Below are 15,981 nucleotides of genomic sequence, written 5' to 3' on the forward strand. Positions count from 1 at the left end.
CCTATATAAGACTTGAAGTAATTCATTGTCCTATATAGAGGGAGCATATCACTTTGGGGCAACCTTTGTTTTCTGTGCTGTTACAATACTTTGTTCAGGAAATCTTGTGTACGTGGATTTTGTGGGTTGCCGAATACTTCAGCAGGCGTGCCTTCTTCGACGATGTAGCCGCCATCCATGAAGATGACGCGATGTCCGACTTCTCTTGCGAAGCCCATTTCATGCGTAACCACAACCATGGTCATCCCTTGTTTTGCCAGTTTCTTCATGACTTCAAGAACGTCGCCGACCATTTCGGGATCAAGTGCGGATGTCGGTTCATCGAAAAGCATGATTTCCGGATTCATTGCCAACGCACGCGCGATAGCGACACGCTGTTTTTGACCGCCGGATAGCGAGCTTGGAAAAGCGTCAGCTTTTTCGGACAGGCCGACTGTTTCCAACAATTCCACTGCTTTTACTCTTGCGGCTTCTTTATTTTCCCGTTTCAGTTCAACCGGAGCCAATGTGATATTGTCCATTACCGAAAGGTGCGGGAAAAGATTGAAATGTTGGAAAACCATACCGATTTCTTCACGTACTTTATTGATGTCTGTAGTTTTTTCGGTGATGTCTTTTCCGTCGATCAGCACATGGCCATCGGTGACTTCTTCCAGCTTGTTCAGACAGCGCAGAAGGGTACTTTTTCCTGAACCGGAAGGGCCGATGATGCAGACCACTTCGCCTTCAGCTACTTCGAGGTTGATCCCTTTCAAAACCTCGTTGCTTCCGAAGCTTTTCTTCAGATTCGTGACATTTATTTTTGCGTTAGCCATTCTTTAATCTCCCTTCAAGTTTTTTGGAAATCTTCGTAAGGATCGTGATGACGATGATGTACATCAATCCGATGATCAACCACATATTGCCGGAAGCATAGGTTCTGGCGATGATGATTTTACCGGTCTGTGTCAATTCGACAAGTCCGATGATGGACAAAATGGATGTGTCCTTCAGGGTAATGACGAATTGGTTGATGAATGAAGGAATCATGATGCGGATTGCTTGCGGCAAAATGATTTTGTTCATCGTTGTTTGATAAGTCAAACCTAAGCTGCGTCCTGCTTCCATCTGCCCGACATCAACAGCTTTGATACCGCCGCGGAAAATTTCGGCCAGATAAGCTGCCGCATTCAAACTCAGCGTGATGATCCCTGCAACCGTCGAATTCATCCGGAGACCCATCAATTGCGGAATCGAGAAGTATACGAAGAATGCCAAGACAATCAATGGCACACCACGCATGATATCAACGTAGATTGTTGCGATCCAGTTCAATGCCTTGTTAGGGGAAACGCTGAACAAGCCGATTACGATGCCCAACGCCAAAGCAATCACGATGGATGCAAAAGTGATCAGGATCGTTCTTCCCAAACCTTGTAATAATGTTTTCCAGTTTTCTTGGATCAGTCCGAAGAAGGAAGTGTTGCTTGCTTCCGTGTCGGAGCCTAAATAGTCATTGACGATTTCTTCATAAGTACCGTTGGACTGCAAGTTTGCCAATCCTGTGTTGATCATGTTCAACAGTTCCGCGTTCGTGTCTTTTGCAACTGCGATTCCGTAAGATCCGCCTGCTTCTTTTTCGGTAGCCAGTTTTAATGCGATGCCTTGACCTTCGATGGCATAGGCCATAACCGGGTAATCTTCAAATGCCGCAACGGAATTTCCGGCGATGACATCTTGATACATGTTGGCTGAATCATCGAAAGTCGATAAAGTGAAGCCATATTCATCCTTGATGGATTCGGCAAAGGTTGCGCCTTCCGTTCCGGTTTTGACGGCCACGGTCATGCCTTCCAAGTCTTCATAGCTGTCGATATCGCTATCGGCAGCAACAGCCATAACCACACCGCTTTCGAAATACGGTTCAGAAAAATCAAAAGTCTGTTTGCGCTCGTCGGTGATGCTCATGCCGGCGATAACGGCATCCACTTGTTTAGCTTCCAATGCTTGAAGGGCTGCGTTGAATCCTAGTGGACGGATCTCGATTCCGAAACCTTGATCTTTAGCGATTGCACGGATCAGATCCATGTCGATACCCACATAGTTGCCGTTAGCGTCCTGGAATTCGAATGGGGCGAAAGTTGTGTCGGTTGCGATGATAAACGTTTTTCCGTTCTGTGCCGGGACATCCAAGCTCGTATCCGCGGAAGCACCGAGGTATTTCTCTTGGATGGCTTGGTAAGTGCCATTCTCTTTCAGATTAGCCAAACCGGCATTGAACATTGCCAGCAATTCAGGATTTGTATCTTTTGCTACTGCAAAACCGTATGAACCGCCGGCTTCTTTGTCGGTAGCCAGTTTCAGTGCCAGACCTTGGTCCTCGATGGCGTAGGCCATTACCGGATAGTCTTCGAATGCCGCTACGGAATTTCCGGACAGGACATCCTGATACATATTGGCGGAATCTTCAAAAACCGAGGTAGTGAAGCCATATTCATCCTTGATCGATTCGGCAAAAGTTGCACCTTCCGTTCCGGTTTTGACGGCTACGTTCTGACCTTCCAAATCTTCGTAGCTTGAAATGTCGCTGTCATCGGCAACTGCCATGACCACGCCGCTTTCAAAATACGGTTCCGAAAAGTCAAAGGTCTGTTTCCGTTCGTCCGTGATGCTCATGCCGGCGATGACGCCGTCGACTTGTTTAGCTTCCAAGGCCTGCAGCGCGGCATTGAATCCCAAAGGACGAATCTCCACTTCAAATCCTTGATCATCCGCAATTGCTTGGATGAGGTCCATATCGATGCCGACAAATTCGCCGTTCGCATCCTGGAATTCAAATGGTGCAAAAGTGGTGTCTGTCGCGATGACAAACTTTTGTGTTTCTGTTGCCTCAACTACTTCGTGCTGGGCTGACCCAAAAATAAAAAAGCCTAAAGCCATGAAGAGCATCGGCAACTTTAGTCGCAGTTTCTTGCTTAACATATTTTTTCCTCCTTATAATCAGCATTCCTTCTGAATAACCATGAGATTACGATGAAGCCTCTGCTTGAATATTCATATAATACCACATCGAGATTATATTTTAAATTGAGAGAAACCACAATCATTTAGCGACGCGTATATGTTAGAAAAACTGACACAAAACCCAAACTTTATAAAAACGCTAACATTGAAGTGTCAGCCGATTCGGTTTTTTGGTGAACGTTCGGAAAAACGCAGCAAAAAGCCCTGGCATGATGGCATAAAAGCTGTCATGTCAAGGCTTTTTTTAGGTCTGGTGAGGCAATGGTGTGATCATTTAAAGGCCCGGCTCAGGTCTTCGATCGCGCCGACCAGTGCATCCAGCTTTTTTTCCATCCGGTGCAGCAGGTACATCGCAATCACGATCGGAAAGCCGGTATTGCTGATCAGTTCCATATACGCCAGCACATCCACGTTCGCATCCATTCATTTTCCCTCCTTTCCTACATCTATAAAGACGTAGGAAGGGAGGGATGTGTAACTGTCAGCTTTTCGGTTTCGGGATCACAAATTTTCGTTGATGCAGCGCATGATGGCCTCGGCAACGCCGTTTTCTGAGTTTTTGGAAGTCAGGTACTTCGCGAATTCCTTGACCCCATCCTCGGCATTGGCGACTGCGAAACTGGCGCCTGCTACTTTCAGCATGGAGACGTCATTGAAGTTATCCCCGATGGCCATGACATTCTCCAAAGGAATCCCTCTTTTTTTGGCGAACTTCGCCAAAGCGATCCCTTTTTGTGCTTCCACATGGTTGATTTCGATATTATTTTTGAAGGAGGAGGTCACGACGACACGGCTGTCTTCGGCCAGTTTGGCGCGGATCGGCTCCAGTTCGCTTTGTCCGACATCGCTGAACACCAGGATCTTCAGGACTTGCTGGGCGTTGTCTTCCAGAACTTCTTTGAAGTTTTCAACGTAGTTTACGTGCATCACTTCCAAACGGGCGACAGCCAGAACAAGCGCCATTTTGAAAGTTGTGTCAGGGTTTGTCTCATGAAGCAAAGAAGTCAATGACTCGATCCGGCGCACTTTGTCATCCGAAAATATGCCTTTGGATGTCATGAGTTCGCAATAGAGTCCGTATTTTTTCACATCCTCCAAAATATGGCGGGTTGTTGTTTTATCGATCCCCAGGTTTTCGACCAGTTTTCCGTCTTCGTCAAATACTTGCCCGCCGTTCAGCGTGATCATGGGGCAATCGATGCCGACTTCCTGCAAGGCCGGAACGGCTTCGGTATACCCTCTGCCGGTAGCGACCATAAATTTGATGCCTAATCTATTTGCTTCATTGATGGCGCTCACGTTCGATGCGGAGACTTCCATCTTATCGTTCAATAATGTGCCGTCCATATCTGAGACGATCAGTTCTATCATACATTCATCCTCCTGTTCGGTAATTGCAGTATATTCACACTTATATTCTACCATGATTTTTCACTTTCACTGAAAATTTGTTCGGGGCTGACTTAAATAATCGCCCGGAAGGCGGATGGACTGAAAAAGCTACGCACATTATGTTAAGATAGTCGCAACCGGAAATGAAAAATTTGACAGATAGTGGTGTGAAAAAATGAAAGCAATTATCCATAACGAGTGGCAAGAAAAGTTGGAAAAGGAATTTGAAGCGCCGTACTATCAGCAACTGCGCGCATTCCTGAAAGAGGAGTATCTGAACGAGACGGTCTATCCCGGAATGCAGCATATCTGGGAAGCCTTCGAACTGACGCCTTACAAAAAGGTGAAAGTGGTCATATTGGGGCAGGACCCTTATCACGGACCCAACCAAGCGCACGGCTTGAGCTTTTCCGTGCAGAAAGGGGTCAAGCTGCCGCCTTCCCTGGTCAACATCTACAAGGAACTGCAGGATGACCTAGGCATTCCGATTGCGAAACACGGCGACTTGACATCTTGGGCGAAGCAGGGCGTTTTCCTGCTGAATACGGTCCTGACTGTCCGTAGCGGGGAAGCCAATTCCCATCGCGGAAAAGGCTGGGAGTTGTTGACCGATTCCGTCATCCGAGCGTTGAACGAGCGGGAAGAACCGGTTGTCTTCATTCTGTGGGGAAATGCATCGATAGCCAAAAAAGTGTTCATCGACACAACGAAGCATGTTGTGATCACCTCGCCGCATCCAAGCCCGTTATCTTCCTATAGAGGGTTCTTCGGGTCGAAGCCATTTTCCAAAACGAATGAAGCGCTCAAATCGTTCGGTATGGAGCCGATCGACTGGCGATTGCCAGAATAAATATAGAAGAAAGGGGCGCTGCCTGTGAGAGCGAAATCATTGAAGACAAGAAAAGGAAAACTTTATTATCAGGTAGGTGGTACCGGTGATGCGTTGCTATTGTTGCACGGAAACGGAGAGAGTTCGGACATCTTCGCGAAGCAGTTCCCCTTTTTCACAAAACGCTTCACGGTCTATGCACTTGATACGCGAGGCCATGGCCGATCGGATCTGGGAGTGGAACGGTTGACCTTTAAGCAGATTGCAGAGGACATCCTTGCGTTGCTCGAAAAGGAGCGGATTCAACGGGTCCATGTGCTCGGGTTCAGCGATGGAGGCAATCTTGGTTTGTATTTAGCTGCCCACTATCCGGATCGAATCGCTTCTTTGATCGCGATGGGGGCGAATTTCGAAGCGGACGGCCTGACCGACGCCTGCAATGAGGAGACGCTGGAACGATACGAGGAGCTGCTTGCTTTGCCGGATACCGATCCGGAAAAAATCCAGCGCCTCTGCATCCACAATCTGATGCTGGAGGAATTGGACCTTTCGGCTGAAGCCTTGCGCAGCATCCAAGCGCCAACACTGCTGCTGGCGGGGGAATTCGATCTGATCCGCGACGATCAAACGGAGGCGATGCATCGCCTGATTCCCGGATCGCAAAAATATATCGTACCCGGGGGAAGCCATGGCTTTTTCGCGGATGATCCGAAAGTGCTGGAACGTCTTGCAAAAAAATTCTACACAAGCTTGTGATTTCCGGAGCGTATCAGGAGGTGCTTCCGGGAAATTATGTTAGAATGAAATTCTGAAATGTCGCCGGTGGCAGTCATTCGCTGCCGCGCAACTTCTGGACGGATAAAGTGAAAATGCAAACAAAGACACAATATGTTGCGTATTTTATAAAAACGCATACTACATATTGTGTCTTTCTTATTGTAATTATATCCGCGCAACCGTATAATGGGTGAATAACAGTTGGGAAAAGGGTGAGGTAAAATGAAGGTAGTGTTTATGTCGTTGACCGGCCAAACGAGGAAGTTCGTAAACAAACTGAACCTTGAGACTATCGAATTGACGGCCGATAACGCCTTCCAACCGATTGATGAGCCGTTCATCATCGTGGCCCCGACCTACGATAAAGAGGTGACGGATATTCTGGTCGACTTGATCGAGACCGATCGGAACCGCTCCTATTTCAAAGGTGTGGCAGGTGGAGGGAACCTGAATTTCGGCAAGCTTTTCGGGTTTACCGCAAAAGACTTGGCACACGATTATGGTGTGCCGCTGCTGCACTTGTTTGAGTTTCAAGGAAACGAGAAAGACATTCAGATTTTGAAAGAGAAGGTGACGGAACTTGGATAGTCCAAAATTAGTAACCAAAACAGAAGATGTAACCTATTATAAATTGAACAATGAAATCAATCGTCCGATTGATAATGCCATCCCTCTGCATAAGGACAAGGAAGCGGTACGGGCGTATTTCCTGGAGCATGTGAATCCAAACACGGTGTTCTTCTATACTTTGGATGAAAAATTGAATTATTTGATCGAACAGGATTACATCGAAAAAGAGTTCTTGGAAAAATACCCGCTTGATTTCATCAAAAAGTTGATGCAGGATACGTACAACAAGAAATTCCGTTTCAAATCGTTCATGGCTGCCTACAAGTTCTATACCCAGTACGCGCTGAAGACGAACGACGGCAAGCGTTATTTGGAGCGTTACGAAGACCGGATCGTCTTCAATGCACTCTTTTTGGCTGACGGGGACCAGCAATTGGCTGTCGACTTGGCGGAAGAGATGATCCATCAACGCTACCAACCGGCGACGCCTACCTTTTTGAACGCCGGCAGAAAACGCCGCGGAGAATTGGTGTCTTGCTTCCTGATCCAAACGACGGATGACATGAACAGCATCGGCCGCACAATCAACAGTGCGCTGCAGTTGTCCCGCATCGGTGGAGGTGTCGGCGTTAACCTGTCGAACGTCCGGGCAGCCGGGGATCCGATCAAAAAAATCGAGAATGCGTCGAGCGGCGTCGTACCGATCATGAAGCTTCTCGAAGACAGCTTCAGCTATTCCAATCAGTTGGGCCAACGCAACGGAGCCGGTGCGGTGTATTTGAACGTTTTCCATCCGGACATCGTCGCTTTCCTTTCCACGAAAAAAGAGAATGCCGATGAAAAAATCCGCGTGAAAACCTTGTCGCTGGGTCTGGTCATTCCGGACAAATTCTACGAATTGGCGGCGAAGGACGATCAGATGTACCTGTTCAGCCCTTATGATGTGGAACGGATCTACGGCAAACCGTTCTCCTATGTCGATATCACCGCGGAATACGAAAATCTGGTAAATAATCCGGAAATCTCCAAATCGAAGATCCGTGCCCGTGACCTTGAGAACGAAATCAGCAAACTGCAGCAGGAATCCGGCTATCCGTACATCATCAACATCGATACGGCCAACCGCATGAATCCAGTTGACGGAACGATCGTCATGAGCAACCTGTGCTCGGAAATTCTGCAAGTGCAGCAACCATCCTTGTTGAATGACAAGCAGGAATACGAAGTTCTGGGGACGGACATCAGCTGCAACTTGGGTTCCACGAACATTCCGAACCTGATGAAGTCGCCTGATTTTGGCAAATCGGTCGAAACGATGGTCCGCGCCTTGACTTATGTAACCGACCATTCGAGCATCGATGCGGTCCCTACAATCAAAAACGGGAACGATCAAGCGCACACGATCGGTTTGGGCGGCATGGGCCTGCACACGATGTTCGCGACCAATCAGATGCATTACGGTTCGCCGGAATCCATCGAATTCACGGACATCTACTTTATGCTTTTGAATTTTTACACGTTGGCGGCCAGCAACAAAATCGCCAAGGAACGCGGGGAAGCATTCGTCAATTTCGACAAATCCACATACTATACAGGCGAATATTTTGATGCGTATACCAATTCCGATGTCGTCTTCCAATCCGAAAAAGTGAAACAAATTTTTGATGGCATCAAAGTCCCTACGAAGGAAGACTGGGTGCAGTTGAAGCAAGCAATCCATGAATCTGGCTTGTATCACCAAAACCGTTTGGCGATCGCGCCGACAGGTTCAATCAGTTACGTGAATGAAACGAGTGCGAGCCTGCACCCGATCACGCGTCTGATCGAAGAGCGGCAAGAGAAGAAAACCGGCAAAACTTATTATCCGGCTCCGCAGCTTTCCAACGAAACGATGCCTTATTATCGCTCAGCCTATGATATCGATATGCGTCGTGTCATCGATATTTATGTCGCTGCCCAAAAACACATCGATCAAGGCATGAGCCTGACGTTGTTCATGCGCTCCGAATTGCCTGAAGGTATGTACGAATGGAAAGAAGGGCGCACCAACAAAATGACGACACGTGACCTGAACATTCTGCGCAATTACGCCTGGAGAAAAGGCGCAAAATCGATTTATTATGTGCGTACATTTACGGAAAACAACGACGAAATCGGAGCGAACGCTTGCGAATCATGCACCATCTGATGATGCAGCGCACGCGACTTTGATACCGTCATTCACTAATCGGAAAGTCTAACGGAGGAATGAAGGATGGCAAACAAGCCTTATATAGCAATCAACTGGAACAGCATCGAAGATATGCTGGACAAGTTGACATGGGAGAAACTGACAGAGCAATTTTGGTTGGATACGCGGATCCCGTTGTCCAATGATTTGGACGACTGGCGCACCCTCAGCAAACCCGAACAGGATATGTTGGGAAAAGTGTTCGGCGGCTTGACGCTTCTGGATACGCTGCAATCGCAGGACGGCATCGCCGCCATGAAGGAAGATATGCGCACACAACACGAGGAAGCGGTATTGAACAACATCCAGTTCATGGAATCTGTGCACGCGAAAAGCTACTCATCGATCTTCAGCACGTTGAACACAAAGACTGAGATCGATGATATCTTCAACTGGACCAACAGCAATGAATTCATCCAGCGCAAAGCCAGCCTGATCAACGATATCTACAAGAGCGGGAACCAGCTGGAAAAGAAAGCGGCCAGCGTGCTGCTGGAATCTTTCCTTTTCTATTCGGGATTCTACGCACCGCTTTGGTATCTCGGCAACAACAAATTACCGAACGTGGCGGAGATCATCAAACTGATCCTACGCGACGAATCGGTCCACGGCACGTATATCGGGTATAAATTCCAGATTGCTTACAACCAACTGTCCGAAACGGAACAGGAAGAAATGAAGAATTGGGTCTACATGCTGACGTATGAACTGTACAACAATGAAGTGAAATACACGCAATACATCTACGACGAGCTGGGCTGGACGGAGCGCGTCAAAGTGTTCATCCGCTACAACGCCAACAAAGCGTTGCAGAATTTGGGCTTCGACCCGTTGTTCCCGGACACGGCCGACGATGTGAATCCGATCGTCATGAACGGCATATCGACCGGAACCAGCAACCACGATTTCTTCTCGCAAGTCGGCAACGGCTACCTGTTGGGTGCCGTCGAGGCGATGGAAGACGAAGATTACGTCAAGTGGATTGACTAAAACTAAAAGCAAGAAGAGCAGCGGATCCGCTGCTCTTCTTGCTTTTTTGCATTTGTGCCTCGACAATTTTATTGCTGTTTACTGAGGCAGGGGCCAAACCATGAATAAATTTGTGTTATTCATGGTTTTGACTGATATTAGGGTCTTTTTGTGTGTATGCTACGTTTAAAACATCGTGACCAGCCACCCGGTGAAGCCGCCCATGATGATCAGAAAGGAGGAGTTCACCTTGAATTTGATGAGGCCGAAGAAACTGACGGCAAAAATGAGGCCGCTGAACCACGAAACGAAGGTCGCTGTCCCCAATTGCCAGGATACCGATGCCATCAATGCCAGCGAAGCGACCGTAACCCCGTCCAAAATACCGGCGAAGACTTTGGAAGAACGCAGTTTGTTGAACAGCGGATGCAACAAAAGAATCAGCAGGAAGGAAGGCAAGAAGATGCCGACAGTCGCCAATAAGGCACCCGGTACGCCTTGGATCAGATAGCCCACGAAAGTCGCCGTCGTGAAGACCGGGCCGGGGGTGAACTGGCCGATTGCGACGGCATCCAGCAACTGGGTGCTGGTCAGCGCAGCGTAACGGTCGATGAATTCCGCCTGCAGAAAGGCCAGCAGCACGTAGCCGCTCCCATAAAGGACCGAACCGATCTTCAAAAAGGTCAGGAACAACAGCGTCAGCGACATGGGCTCGACGGCGAGATGATGCGAGCGCCATTTGGCTGACTGCTGAATCAGCAGCATCGTCAATCCGGTCAGAATCAGGATCGTGATTTCGCCGACGCCCATCAGCGACAGCAGATAGGCCGCCAAGAACAAAAGCAGCGATTTGGTGTCCTTGATGGTCGTCTGCCCCAGACGGAAAAGGGCCTGGATGATGACTGCAAGGATGACCGGTTTGATGCCAGTGAAGATCGCTTCGATGAGCGGCACTTCGCCGTACTCTTTATAGAACATGGCCAGCAGCAACACAATCGCCATGGCAGGGAAAATGAAGCAGATGCCCGCCAAGAAAAGCCCAAGCTTTCCACCACGTTTGTAGCCCAAGGTAATCGCCAGCTCCGTTGAATTCGGACCGGGAATCAGATTCGTGAATCCGAGCAGATCCATAAAATCCGATTTGGTGAGCCATTTGCGTTTCGTCACCAATTCGTCCTCCATCATGGCGATATGCGCGGCCGGGCCTCCGAAGGCAAACAGCCCCAGCTTGGCAAAAAAAAAGCAGATTTCCTTGTAGATTTCTTTAGGATAGGTCATGATGTTCCTCCTTGTGCGAAGATGTCATCAGTATAGCAGACAGCGATGGATATCCAGAAAAGATTGCGTTAAGAAAATGTAAACGATCGAAGCCAGAATATTAAACATTATCAAAAAATTTGCACCAATGCTTGTGGAATTTTGCTATAATGGTTAAGGTCGTGGAAAAATAAGATAAATTTTTTGGATTGGTGGTTTTTTATTTGGCAGCACGATATGTCATGGGAGTGGATGTCGGTACCACAAGCACAAAAGCCGTACTGTACGAAACGGACGGCTCAGCTTATGAATCAGCGTACGCGCATTATCCATTAATTAAAGAGAATCCCGAAATGGCGGAACAAGACTTGGATGAGATCTTTTCAGCCGTATTAAAAACAATAAAAGCAGTCATACAGAAAGCGGAACTTGGGCCGACGGATATTGCCGGCATCGGCTTTTCGAGCGCTATGCACAGCTTGATCCTCATGGACGCGGAAGGTACGCCGTTGACGAGGAGCATAACCTGGGCCGATAATCGTTCGAAAAAATACGCAAGCATGCTTAAGCATTCCGAAATGGGCCAGCGTTTTTACGAAAAAACAGGTACACCGCTGCACCCGATGTCCCCATTGAGCAAGATTCTCTGGCTGAAGGCGGAAAAGCCCGAAGTGTTCCAAGCAGCGCGTTGGTTCATCGGCATCAAGGAATACATTTTTTGGCGCCTGTTCGGAGAATTCGTCGTGGACTATTCGGTTGCCTCGGCTACCGGTTTGTTCAACATCAGGGAATTCCGCTGGGATGAGGAAATTCTGGAATTCTGCGGTATCACGAGTCAAATGCTGCCGTTGCCGGTAAATCCTGGTCACCAGATGAGCGGGTTCTCTGAGGAAGTTTCTGAGTTGCTGGGGCTGGCTGCGGATACACCCTTTATAGTTGGAGGGAATGACGGCTGCTTAGCCAACCTGGGTATGGGAGCGATTCGCGCGGGTACGGCAACAATCACAATCGGTACGAGTGGTGCGGTCCGTATGACGAGCGACAAACCTTATGTAAGCCCGGAAGGACGTACATTCAGTTATATCCTGGATGAAAACCATTATGTGAACGGCGGCGCCGTCAACAATGGCGGAAACATCTTTGATTGGGCCATCAAACAATTTTTGCCGGCGAACATTGCTGATGAAGATCTCTATGACAAAGCGATGGAGATGATCGCAAACGTTGCACCGGGAGCGGATGGATTGGTTTTCCATCCTTATCTGAATGGCGAACGGGCGCCTTTATGGAATGCGGATGCCAGAGGGAATTTCAGCGGCATCAACATGCTGCATACGAAAGAACATTTTTTGCGTTCCGTTTTGGAGGGCATCTGCCTGAATCTGAAGGATGTGCTGGCGTCGGTCATCTCGATGAACGGCGAACCGACAAAAATTATGGCCAGTGGGGGCTTTTCGCGCTCGCAGGCTTGGCGCCAGATCTTGACGGATATCATCGGCATGCCGATCGAATTTCCAGAAACTTTCGAAAGTTCCTGCACGGGTGCCGCTTTGATCACACTGAAGAGCTTGGGTTTGGTGGAATCCGTGGATGATGCGGAGGAAATGATGGGTGCATCGATCGAACATCAACCGAATGAAGACAGCAAGTCTGTCTACGCAGCGATGTTCCCTCGTTACCAAGAGATGAGCAAGTTGTTACAGGAGTTCTATACGGAAAAATGAAATTGAACCAAAAGAAAAGACATACTCACTAAAATTTAGTGGCTATGTCTTTTTTAGTCTACGCGTTACTGATTGGTTGCTCCAAGGCGCTTTCGATCAGCTTCGTCATTTTCTTTGGTGTGGTGATCGGCGCAAAACGCTTGATGATTTCGCCATCGCGGCCAATCAGGAATTTCGTGAAATTCCACTTGATGGCGCCTCCTCCAGTCTGTTCGACCAAATATTTGTAGAGCGGATCCGCATTGTCTCCGTTCACTTCGATTTTGTCGAATATCGGGAAAGTGACACCGTAATTGAGTCGGCAGAATTCAGCAGCCTCGGCTCCATTTAACGGTTCTTGGTTATTGAACTGGTTCGATGGAAATCCTAGAACGAGGAAATCCTTGTCTTTGTACTTCTCGTAAAGTTCCTCCAGTTCATCCAATTGACCCACTAAACCGCACTTTGAAGCTGTATTGACGATGCAGATGACTTTTCCTTTGTACTGTTCCAATGGTACAGATGACTGATCTGTTTTTCTTACATGATATTCATATATGGACATATCGAAGGACTCCTTTGGTTATGCTACTTATAGGTGTTAAAACATAGTATAAACAACAATGTAAAGGATTGCAAAAGAAAAGCCCCGGTAAAAATTGAAGGAGATATGACAGTTTGATGAGAAATGATGAAATTGTAACAGTAATTTCCATAAATGACTGTTTTTTTATTCTCGTTTGCTGTATGATAGTTGAGTATTATAAATCGAATCTGGAGGGATTTTTTTTGGACATGTTTGAAGGCTTAAGCCAAAAAATCGTAGGAAAAAAAATAAAAATCGTTTTCCCGGAAGGCTTAGAACCAAGAATTTTAGGGGCAGTCGTTCGTCTTAAAGCGGAAGATTTAGTGGAACCAATCGTTATCGGAAATGTGGATGCAGTCAAAGAAGCTGCAAAAGGCCGCGGATTCAGACTAAGTGGTATCCAAATCATCGACCCAGCTGATTATGCTGAACTCGATGAAATGGTTGCATCTTTCGTCGCTCGCCGTAACGGTAAAGTCACTGAAGAACAAGCTAGAAAATTGTTGTTGGATGAGAATTATTTCGGAACAATGATGGTACACATGGGCTTAGCCGATGGTCTGGTGAGCGGTGCTATTCACTCTACAGGTGATACTGTCCGTCCTGCGCTTCAAATCATCAAAACAAAACCGGGCGTAAGCCGCACAAGTGGTGCTTTCATCATGCTCCGTGGTACTGAAAGATTCCTGTTCGCTGACTGCGCAATCAACATCAATCCAAATGCACAAGAACTTGCTGAAATCGCAGTGGAAAGTGCTAAAACGGCTGAAATGTTCGAAATCCAACCAAACGTTGCTTTGATGAGCTTCTCAACAAAAGGCTCAGCAGCATCACCGGAAGTCGACAAAGTCGTGGAAGCTACAAGAATCGCAAAAGAATTAGCACCTCAATACAACATCGACGGCGAATTGCAATTCGATGCAGCTTTTTCTGAAGTAGTCGCTAAACAAAAAGCTCCTGGCTCAACTGTAGCTGGTCAAGCTAAAGTATTCATTTTCCCTGAAATCCAATCAGGAAATATCGGCTACAAGATCGCACAACGTTTCGGCGGGTTCGAAGCGGTAGGCCCAATCTTGCAAGGCTTGAACAAACCGATTTCCGATTTGTCACGCGGTTGTAACGAAGAAGATGTCTACAAAACAGCCATCATCACAGCAAACCAAACATTACTTGATTAATGAAAAAATGGAAAGCCTGGATCAAATCCGGCTTTCCATTTTTTGTTGTGCTCCAAAATGGGCCATCCGCAAAAAAAAGGTGCATTCCGGAGTGAATGTTCCTATAATAAGGAATGGAATAAAATAAATTGGTGAAGATGGGAGCAGATTCAGAATGTTCACCTTACAAGCAAAAAATGAAGAAGAAACGATGTGGATAGCCGCGCAATTGGCAAATCTATTGAAACCGAAAGATGTCATCCTCCTGGAGGGGAATTTGGGGGCCGGCAAAACCACTTTTACAAAAGGTCTGGCAAAGGGGTTGGGCATTGACACGGTTATAAAAAGCCCCACGTATACTTTGATCAGAGAGTACACAAAGGGTAGGCTGCCGCTATACCATATGGATGTCTATCGTTTGGAGGATGTCGGCGGCGATGAACTGGGCTTCGAAGAATACCTCTATGGGAATGGCGTTTGCGTAATCGAATGGGCAAAGTTCATCGAAGAGGAATTGCCGGATGCATATTTGACGATCCGCTTGGTTCCTACTGGGGAATTTTATGAAAACCGGGAAATCACTTTTCTGCCGACCGGCGAACGTTATGATGCTTTGGTTGAAACACTACAGGGAATACTCACGAAAGAAGGACAATAGCATGCGCAAAAGAGAGAAAGTCGAAATCATGATCCGGGAAGCCATCCCGGCCGATGCAAAGGACATCATTGCTTTCAGCAGAAAAACCGGCGCCGAAACGCCTTATTTGGCATATGGGGCTGAAGGTTTGGAATTGTCCGAAGCCTTCGAAGAATTATATCTGGAAGATTTGATGGAGAAAGACAACAACGTGATGCTGATTGCGACGATAAACAACAAGCAATTGATTGGCTTGGCATCCGTCGGGGCAGTGGATAAACCGAAGCTTAGGCACATAGGAGAAGTCGGTATTACCGTCGAGAAGGATTATTGGGGATTCGGAATCGGATCGGTTCTGATGGAAGAAATCGAAACCTGGGCAATCGAGAGTGGTGTCATCCGCCGCTTGGAATTGACGGTCCATGGAGAAAACGAACGAGCCATCCATCTCTATGAAAAAATGGGTTACCAGCAAGAAGCGGTGATGCCGCGTGCCATGCTGATCGATGGAGAATTTATCGATGGCGTATTGATGAGTCTGATGATAGACTGATATGCAGGAACGGAATGACGTTTTAGGCGAAAATATTTTGAATATTTTGTTTAAAACGTCATTTTCCGCTTGACATGTTAACGCTTACATGTTATTATAACTATACAAAGAGAGACATACTAAGTAAAACAAAGAAACACAAAAGAGTATGCGACTCTTTCAGGAAAATCCTTCAAAAAGATTTTCCGGTTAACAGCTTTTCAGTTAAGCTGTTAATGCAAAATCTTAGATGGTTCGGAATTTGTGTTCTAGATGCATTTCTAAGACATGAAAACTTGACCCATCCTAAGATTAATAAACAGTAGATTTCATTTAAGC

Annotated in this window: 15 protein-coding genes; 9 read left to right on the forward strand and 6 right to left on the reverse strand. The window is 47.1% G+C overall.

Going from position 1 to position 15,981, the window contains the following annotated elements:
- Positions 1–80 precede the first annotated feature (80 nt).
- The 4 genes from C7R73_RS08950 to C7R73_RS08965 all read right to left on the reverse strand — a co-directional run bounded on the left by C7R73_RS08950 (position 81) and on the right by C7R73_RS08965 (position 4,374).
- The gene (locus tag C7R73_RS08950; RefSeq protein ID WP_106450183.1) at positions 81–815 is read right to left on the reverse strand and encodes an amino acid ABC transporter ATP-binding protein; all 735 of its coding nucleotides are present in this window, start codon (positions 813–815) and stop codon (positions 81–83) included.
- Entirely contained in the window at positions 808–2,961 is a 2,154-nt protein-coding gene (locus C7R73_RS08955; protein ID WP_192875253.1) for an amino acid ABC transporter substrate-binding protein/permease, read from the reverse strand. The genes C7R73_RS08950 and C7R73_RS08955 overlap by 8 nt, the downstream gene beginning before the upstream one ends.
- Before the next feature lie 312 nt (positions 2,962–3,273).
- Positions 3,274–3,426, reverse strand: a complete 153-nt coding sequence (locus C7R73_RS08960; protein ID WP_084253768.1) for a YvrJ family protein — start codon at positions 3,424–3,426, stop codon at positions 3,274–3,276.
- Between the two features lie 78 nt (positions 3,427–3,504).
- Entirely contained in the window at positions 3,505–4,374 is an 870-nt protein-coding gene (locus tag C7R73_RS08965) for a Cof-type HAD-IIB family hydrolase (RefSeq protein ID WP_106450184.1), read from the reverse strand.
- Between the two features lie 196 nt (positions 4,375–4,570).
- Between C7R73_RS08965 and C7R73_RS08970 the strand changes: the two genes are divergently transcribed.
- The 5 genes from C7R73_RS08970 to nrdF all read left to right on the forward strand — a co-directional run bounded on the left by C7R73_RS08970 (position 4,571) and on the right by nrdF (position 9,791).
- Positions 4,571–5,245 carry a uracil-DNA glycosylase gene (locus tag C7R73_RS08970; protein WP_106450185.1) on the forward strand — a complete coding sequence of 225 codons (675 nt, stop codon included), beginning with the start codon at positions 4,571–4,573 and terminating at the stop codon, positions 5,243–5,245.
- Between the two features lie 24 nt (positions 5,246–5,269).
- Positions 5,270–5,980 carry an alpha/beta fold hydrolase gene (locus tag C7R73_RS08975; RefSeq protein ID WP_161525912.1) on the forward strand — a complete coding sequence of 237 codons (711 nt, stop codon included), beginning with the start codon at positions 5,270–5,272 and terminating at the stop codon, positions 5,978–5,980.
- Positions 5,981–6,223: 243 nt separating this feature from the next.
- Positions 6,224–6,589, forward strand: a complete 366-nt coding sequence (gene nrdI / locus C7R73_RS08980) for a class Ib ribonucleoside-diphosphate reductase assembly flavoprotein NrdI (protein WP_106450187.1) — start codon at positions 6,224–6,226, stop codon at positions 6,587–6,589.
- Complete coding sequence (gene nrdE, locus C7R73_RS08985; protein WP_106450188.1) at positions 6,582–8,759, forward strand: class 1b ribonucleoside-diphosphate reductase subunit alpha; 2,178 nt, start codon at positions 6,582–6,584, stop codon at positions 8,757–8,759. The genes nrdI and nrdE overlap by 8 nt, the downstream gene beginning before the upstream one ends.
- 66 nt (positions 8,760–8,825) lie before the next feature.
- Positions 8,826–9,791: a class 1b ribonucleoside-diphosphate reductase subunit beta gene (gene nrdF, locus C7R73_RS08990; RefSeq protein ID WP_106450189.1), complete on the forward strand. Its 966-nt coding sequence runs from the start codon at positions 8,826–8,828 to the stop codon at positions 9,789–9,791.
- 165 nt (positions 9,792–9,956) lie between these two features.
- Here nrdF and C7R73_RS08995 read toward each other — a convergent pair whose 3' ends face one another.
- Complete coding sequence (locus C7R73_RS08995) at positions 9,957–11,048, reverse strand: chromate transporter (RefSeq protein WP_106450190.1); 1,092 nt, start codon at positions 11,046–11,048, stop codon at positions 9,957–9,959.
- 203 nt (positions 11,049–11,251) lie between these two features.
- Between C7R73_RS08995 and C7R73_RS09000 the strand changes: the two genes are divergently transcribed.
- Positions 11,252–12,751, forward strand: a complete 1,500-nt coding sequence (locus C7R73_RS09000) for a gluconokinase (protein ID WP_106450191.1) — start codon at positions 11,252–11,254, stop codon at positions 12,749–12,751.
- Positions 12,752–12,809: 58 nt separating this feature from the next.
- Here the strand turns inward: C7R73_RS09000 and C7R73_RS09005 are convergent, their stop codons facing one another.
- Positions 12,810–13,295, reverse strand: coding sequence for a glutathione peroxidase (locus tag C7R73_RS09005; protein WP_106450192.1), 486 nt, complete (start codon positions 13,293–13,295; stop codon positions 12,810–12,812).
- A 224-nt stretch (positions 13,296–13,519) separates the two neighbouring features.
- On the opposite strand from C7R73_RS09005, the gene pta reads away from it, so the two are divergent.
- From pta to C7R73_RS09020, 3 genes are all read left to right on the forward strand, one after another.
- Entirely contained in the window at positions 13,520–14,494 is a 975-nt protein-coding gene (gene pta, locus C7R73_RS09010) for a phosphate acetyltransferase (protein WP_106450193.1), read from the forward strand.
- Positions 14,495–14,648: 154 nt separating this feature from the next.
- Positions 14,649–15,131, forward strand: a complete 483-nt coding sequence (tsaE, locus tag C7R73_RS09015) for a tRNA (adenosine(37)-N6)-threonylcarbamoyltransferase complex ATPase subunit type 1 TsaE (RefSeq protein ID WP_106450194.1) — start codon at positions 14,649–14,651, stop codon at positions 15,129–15,131.
- Between the two features lies 1 nt (position 15,132).
- Complete coding sequence (locus C7R73_RS09020; protein ID WP_106450195.1) at positions 15,133–15,663, forward strand: GNAT family N-acetyltransferase; 531 nt, start codon at positions 15,133–15,135, stop codon at positions 15,661–15,663.
- Positions 15,664–15,981: the final 318 nt, after the last annotated feature.

This window comes from Trichococcus alkaliphilus (assembly GCF_003008695.1).
In the GTDB taxonomy this organism is placed as follows: Bacteria; Bacillota; Bacilli; order Lactobacillales; family Aerococcaceae; genus Trichococcus; species Trichococcus alkaliphilus.

What these genes read in the sequence shown, in the direction of transcription:
- C7R73_RS08950 (WP_106450183.1), bottom strand. Translation starts at nt 815, where the DNA reads ATGGCTAACGCAAAAATAAATGTCACGAATCTGAAGAAAAGCTTCGGA.
- C7R73_RS08955 (WP_192875253.1), bottom strand. Translation starts at nt 2,961, where the DNA reads ATGTTAAGCAAGAAACTGCGACTAAAGTTGCCGATGCTCTTCATGGCT.
- C7R73_RS08960 (WP_084253768.1), bottom strand. Translation starts at nt 3,426, where the DNA reads ATGGATGCGAACGTGGATGTGCTGGCGTATATGGAACTGATCAGCAAT.
- C7R73_RS08965 (WP_106450184.1), bottom strand. Translation starts at nt 4,374, where the DNA reads ATGATAGAACTGATCGTCTCAGATATGGACGGCACATTATTGAACGAT.
- C7R73_RS08970 (WP_106450185.1), top strand. Translation starts at nt 4,571, where the DNA reads ATGAAAGCAATTATCCATAACGAGTGGCAAGAAAAGTTGGAAAAGGAA.
- nrdI (WP_106450187.1), top strand. Translation starts at nt 6,224, where the DNA reads ATGAAGGTAGTGTTTATGTCGTTGACCGGCCAAACGAGGAAGTTCGTA.
- nrdF (WP_106450189.1), top strand. Translation starts at nt 8,826, where the DNA reads ATGGCAAACAAGCCTTATATAGCAATCAACTGGAACAGCATCGAAGAT.
- C7R73_RS08995 (WP_106450190.1), bottom strand. Translation starts at nt 11,048, where the DNA reads ATGACCTATCCTAAAGAAATCTACAAGGAAATCTGCTTTTTTTTTGCC.
- C7R73_RS09005 (WP_106450192.1), bottom strand. Translation starts at nt 13,295, where the DNA reads ATGTCCATATATGAATATCATGTAAGAAAAACAGATCAGTCATCTGTA.
- tsaE (WP_106450194.1), top strand. Translation starts at nt 14,649, where the DNA reads ATGTTCACCTTACAAGCAAAAAATGAAGAAGAAACGATGTGGATAGCC.
- C7R73_RS09020 (WP_106450195.1), top strand. Translation starts at nt 15,133, where the DNA reads ATGCGCAAAAGAGAGAAAGTCGAAATCATGATCCGGGAAGCCATCCCG.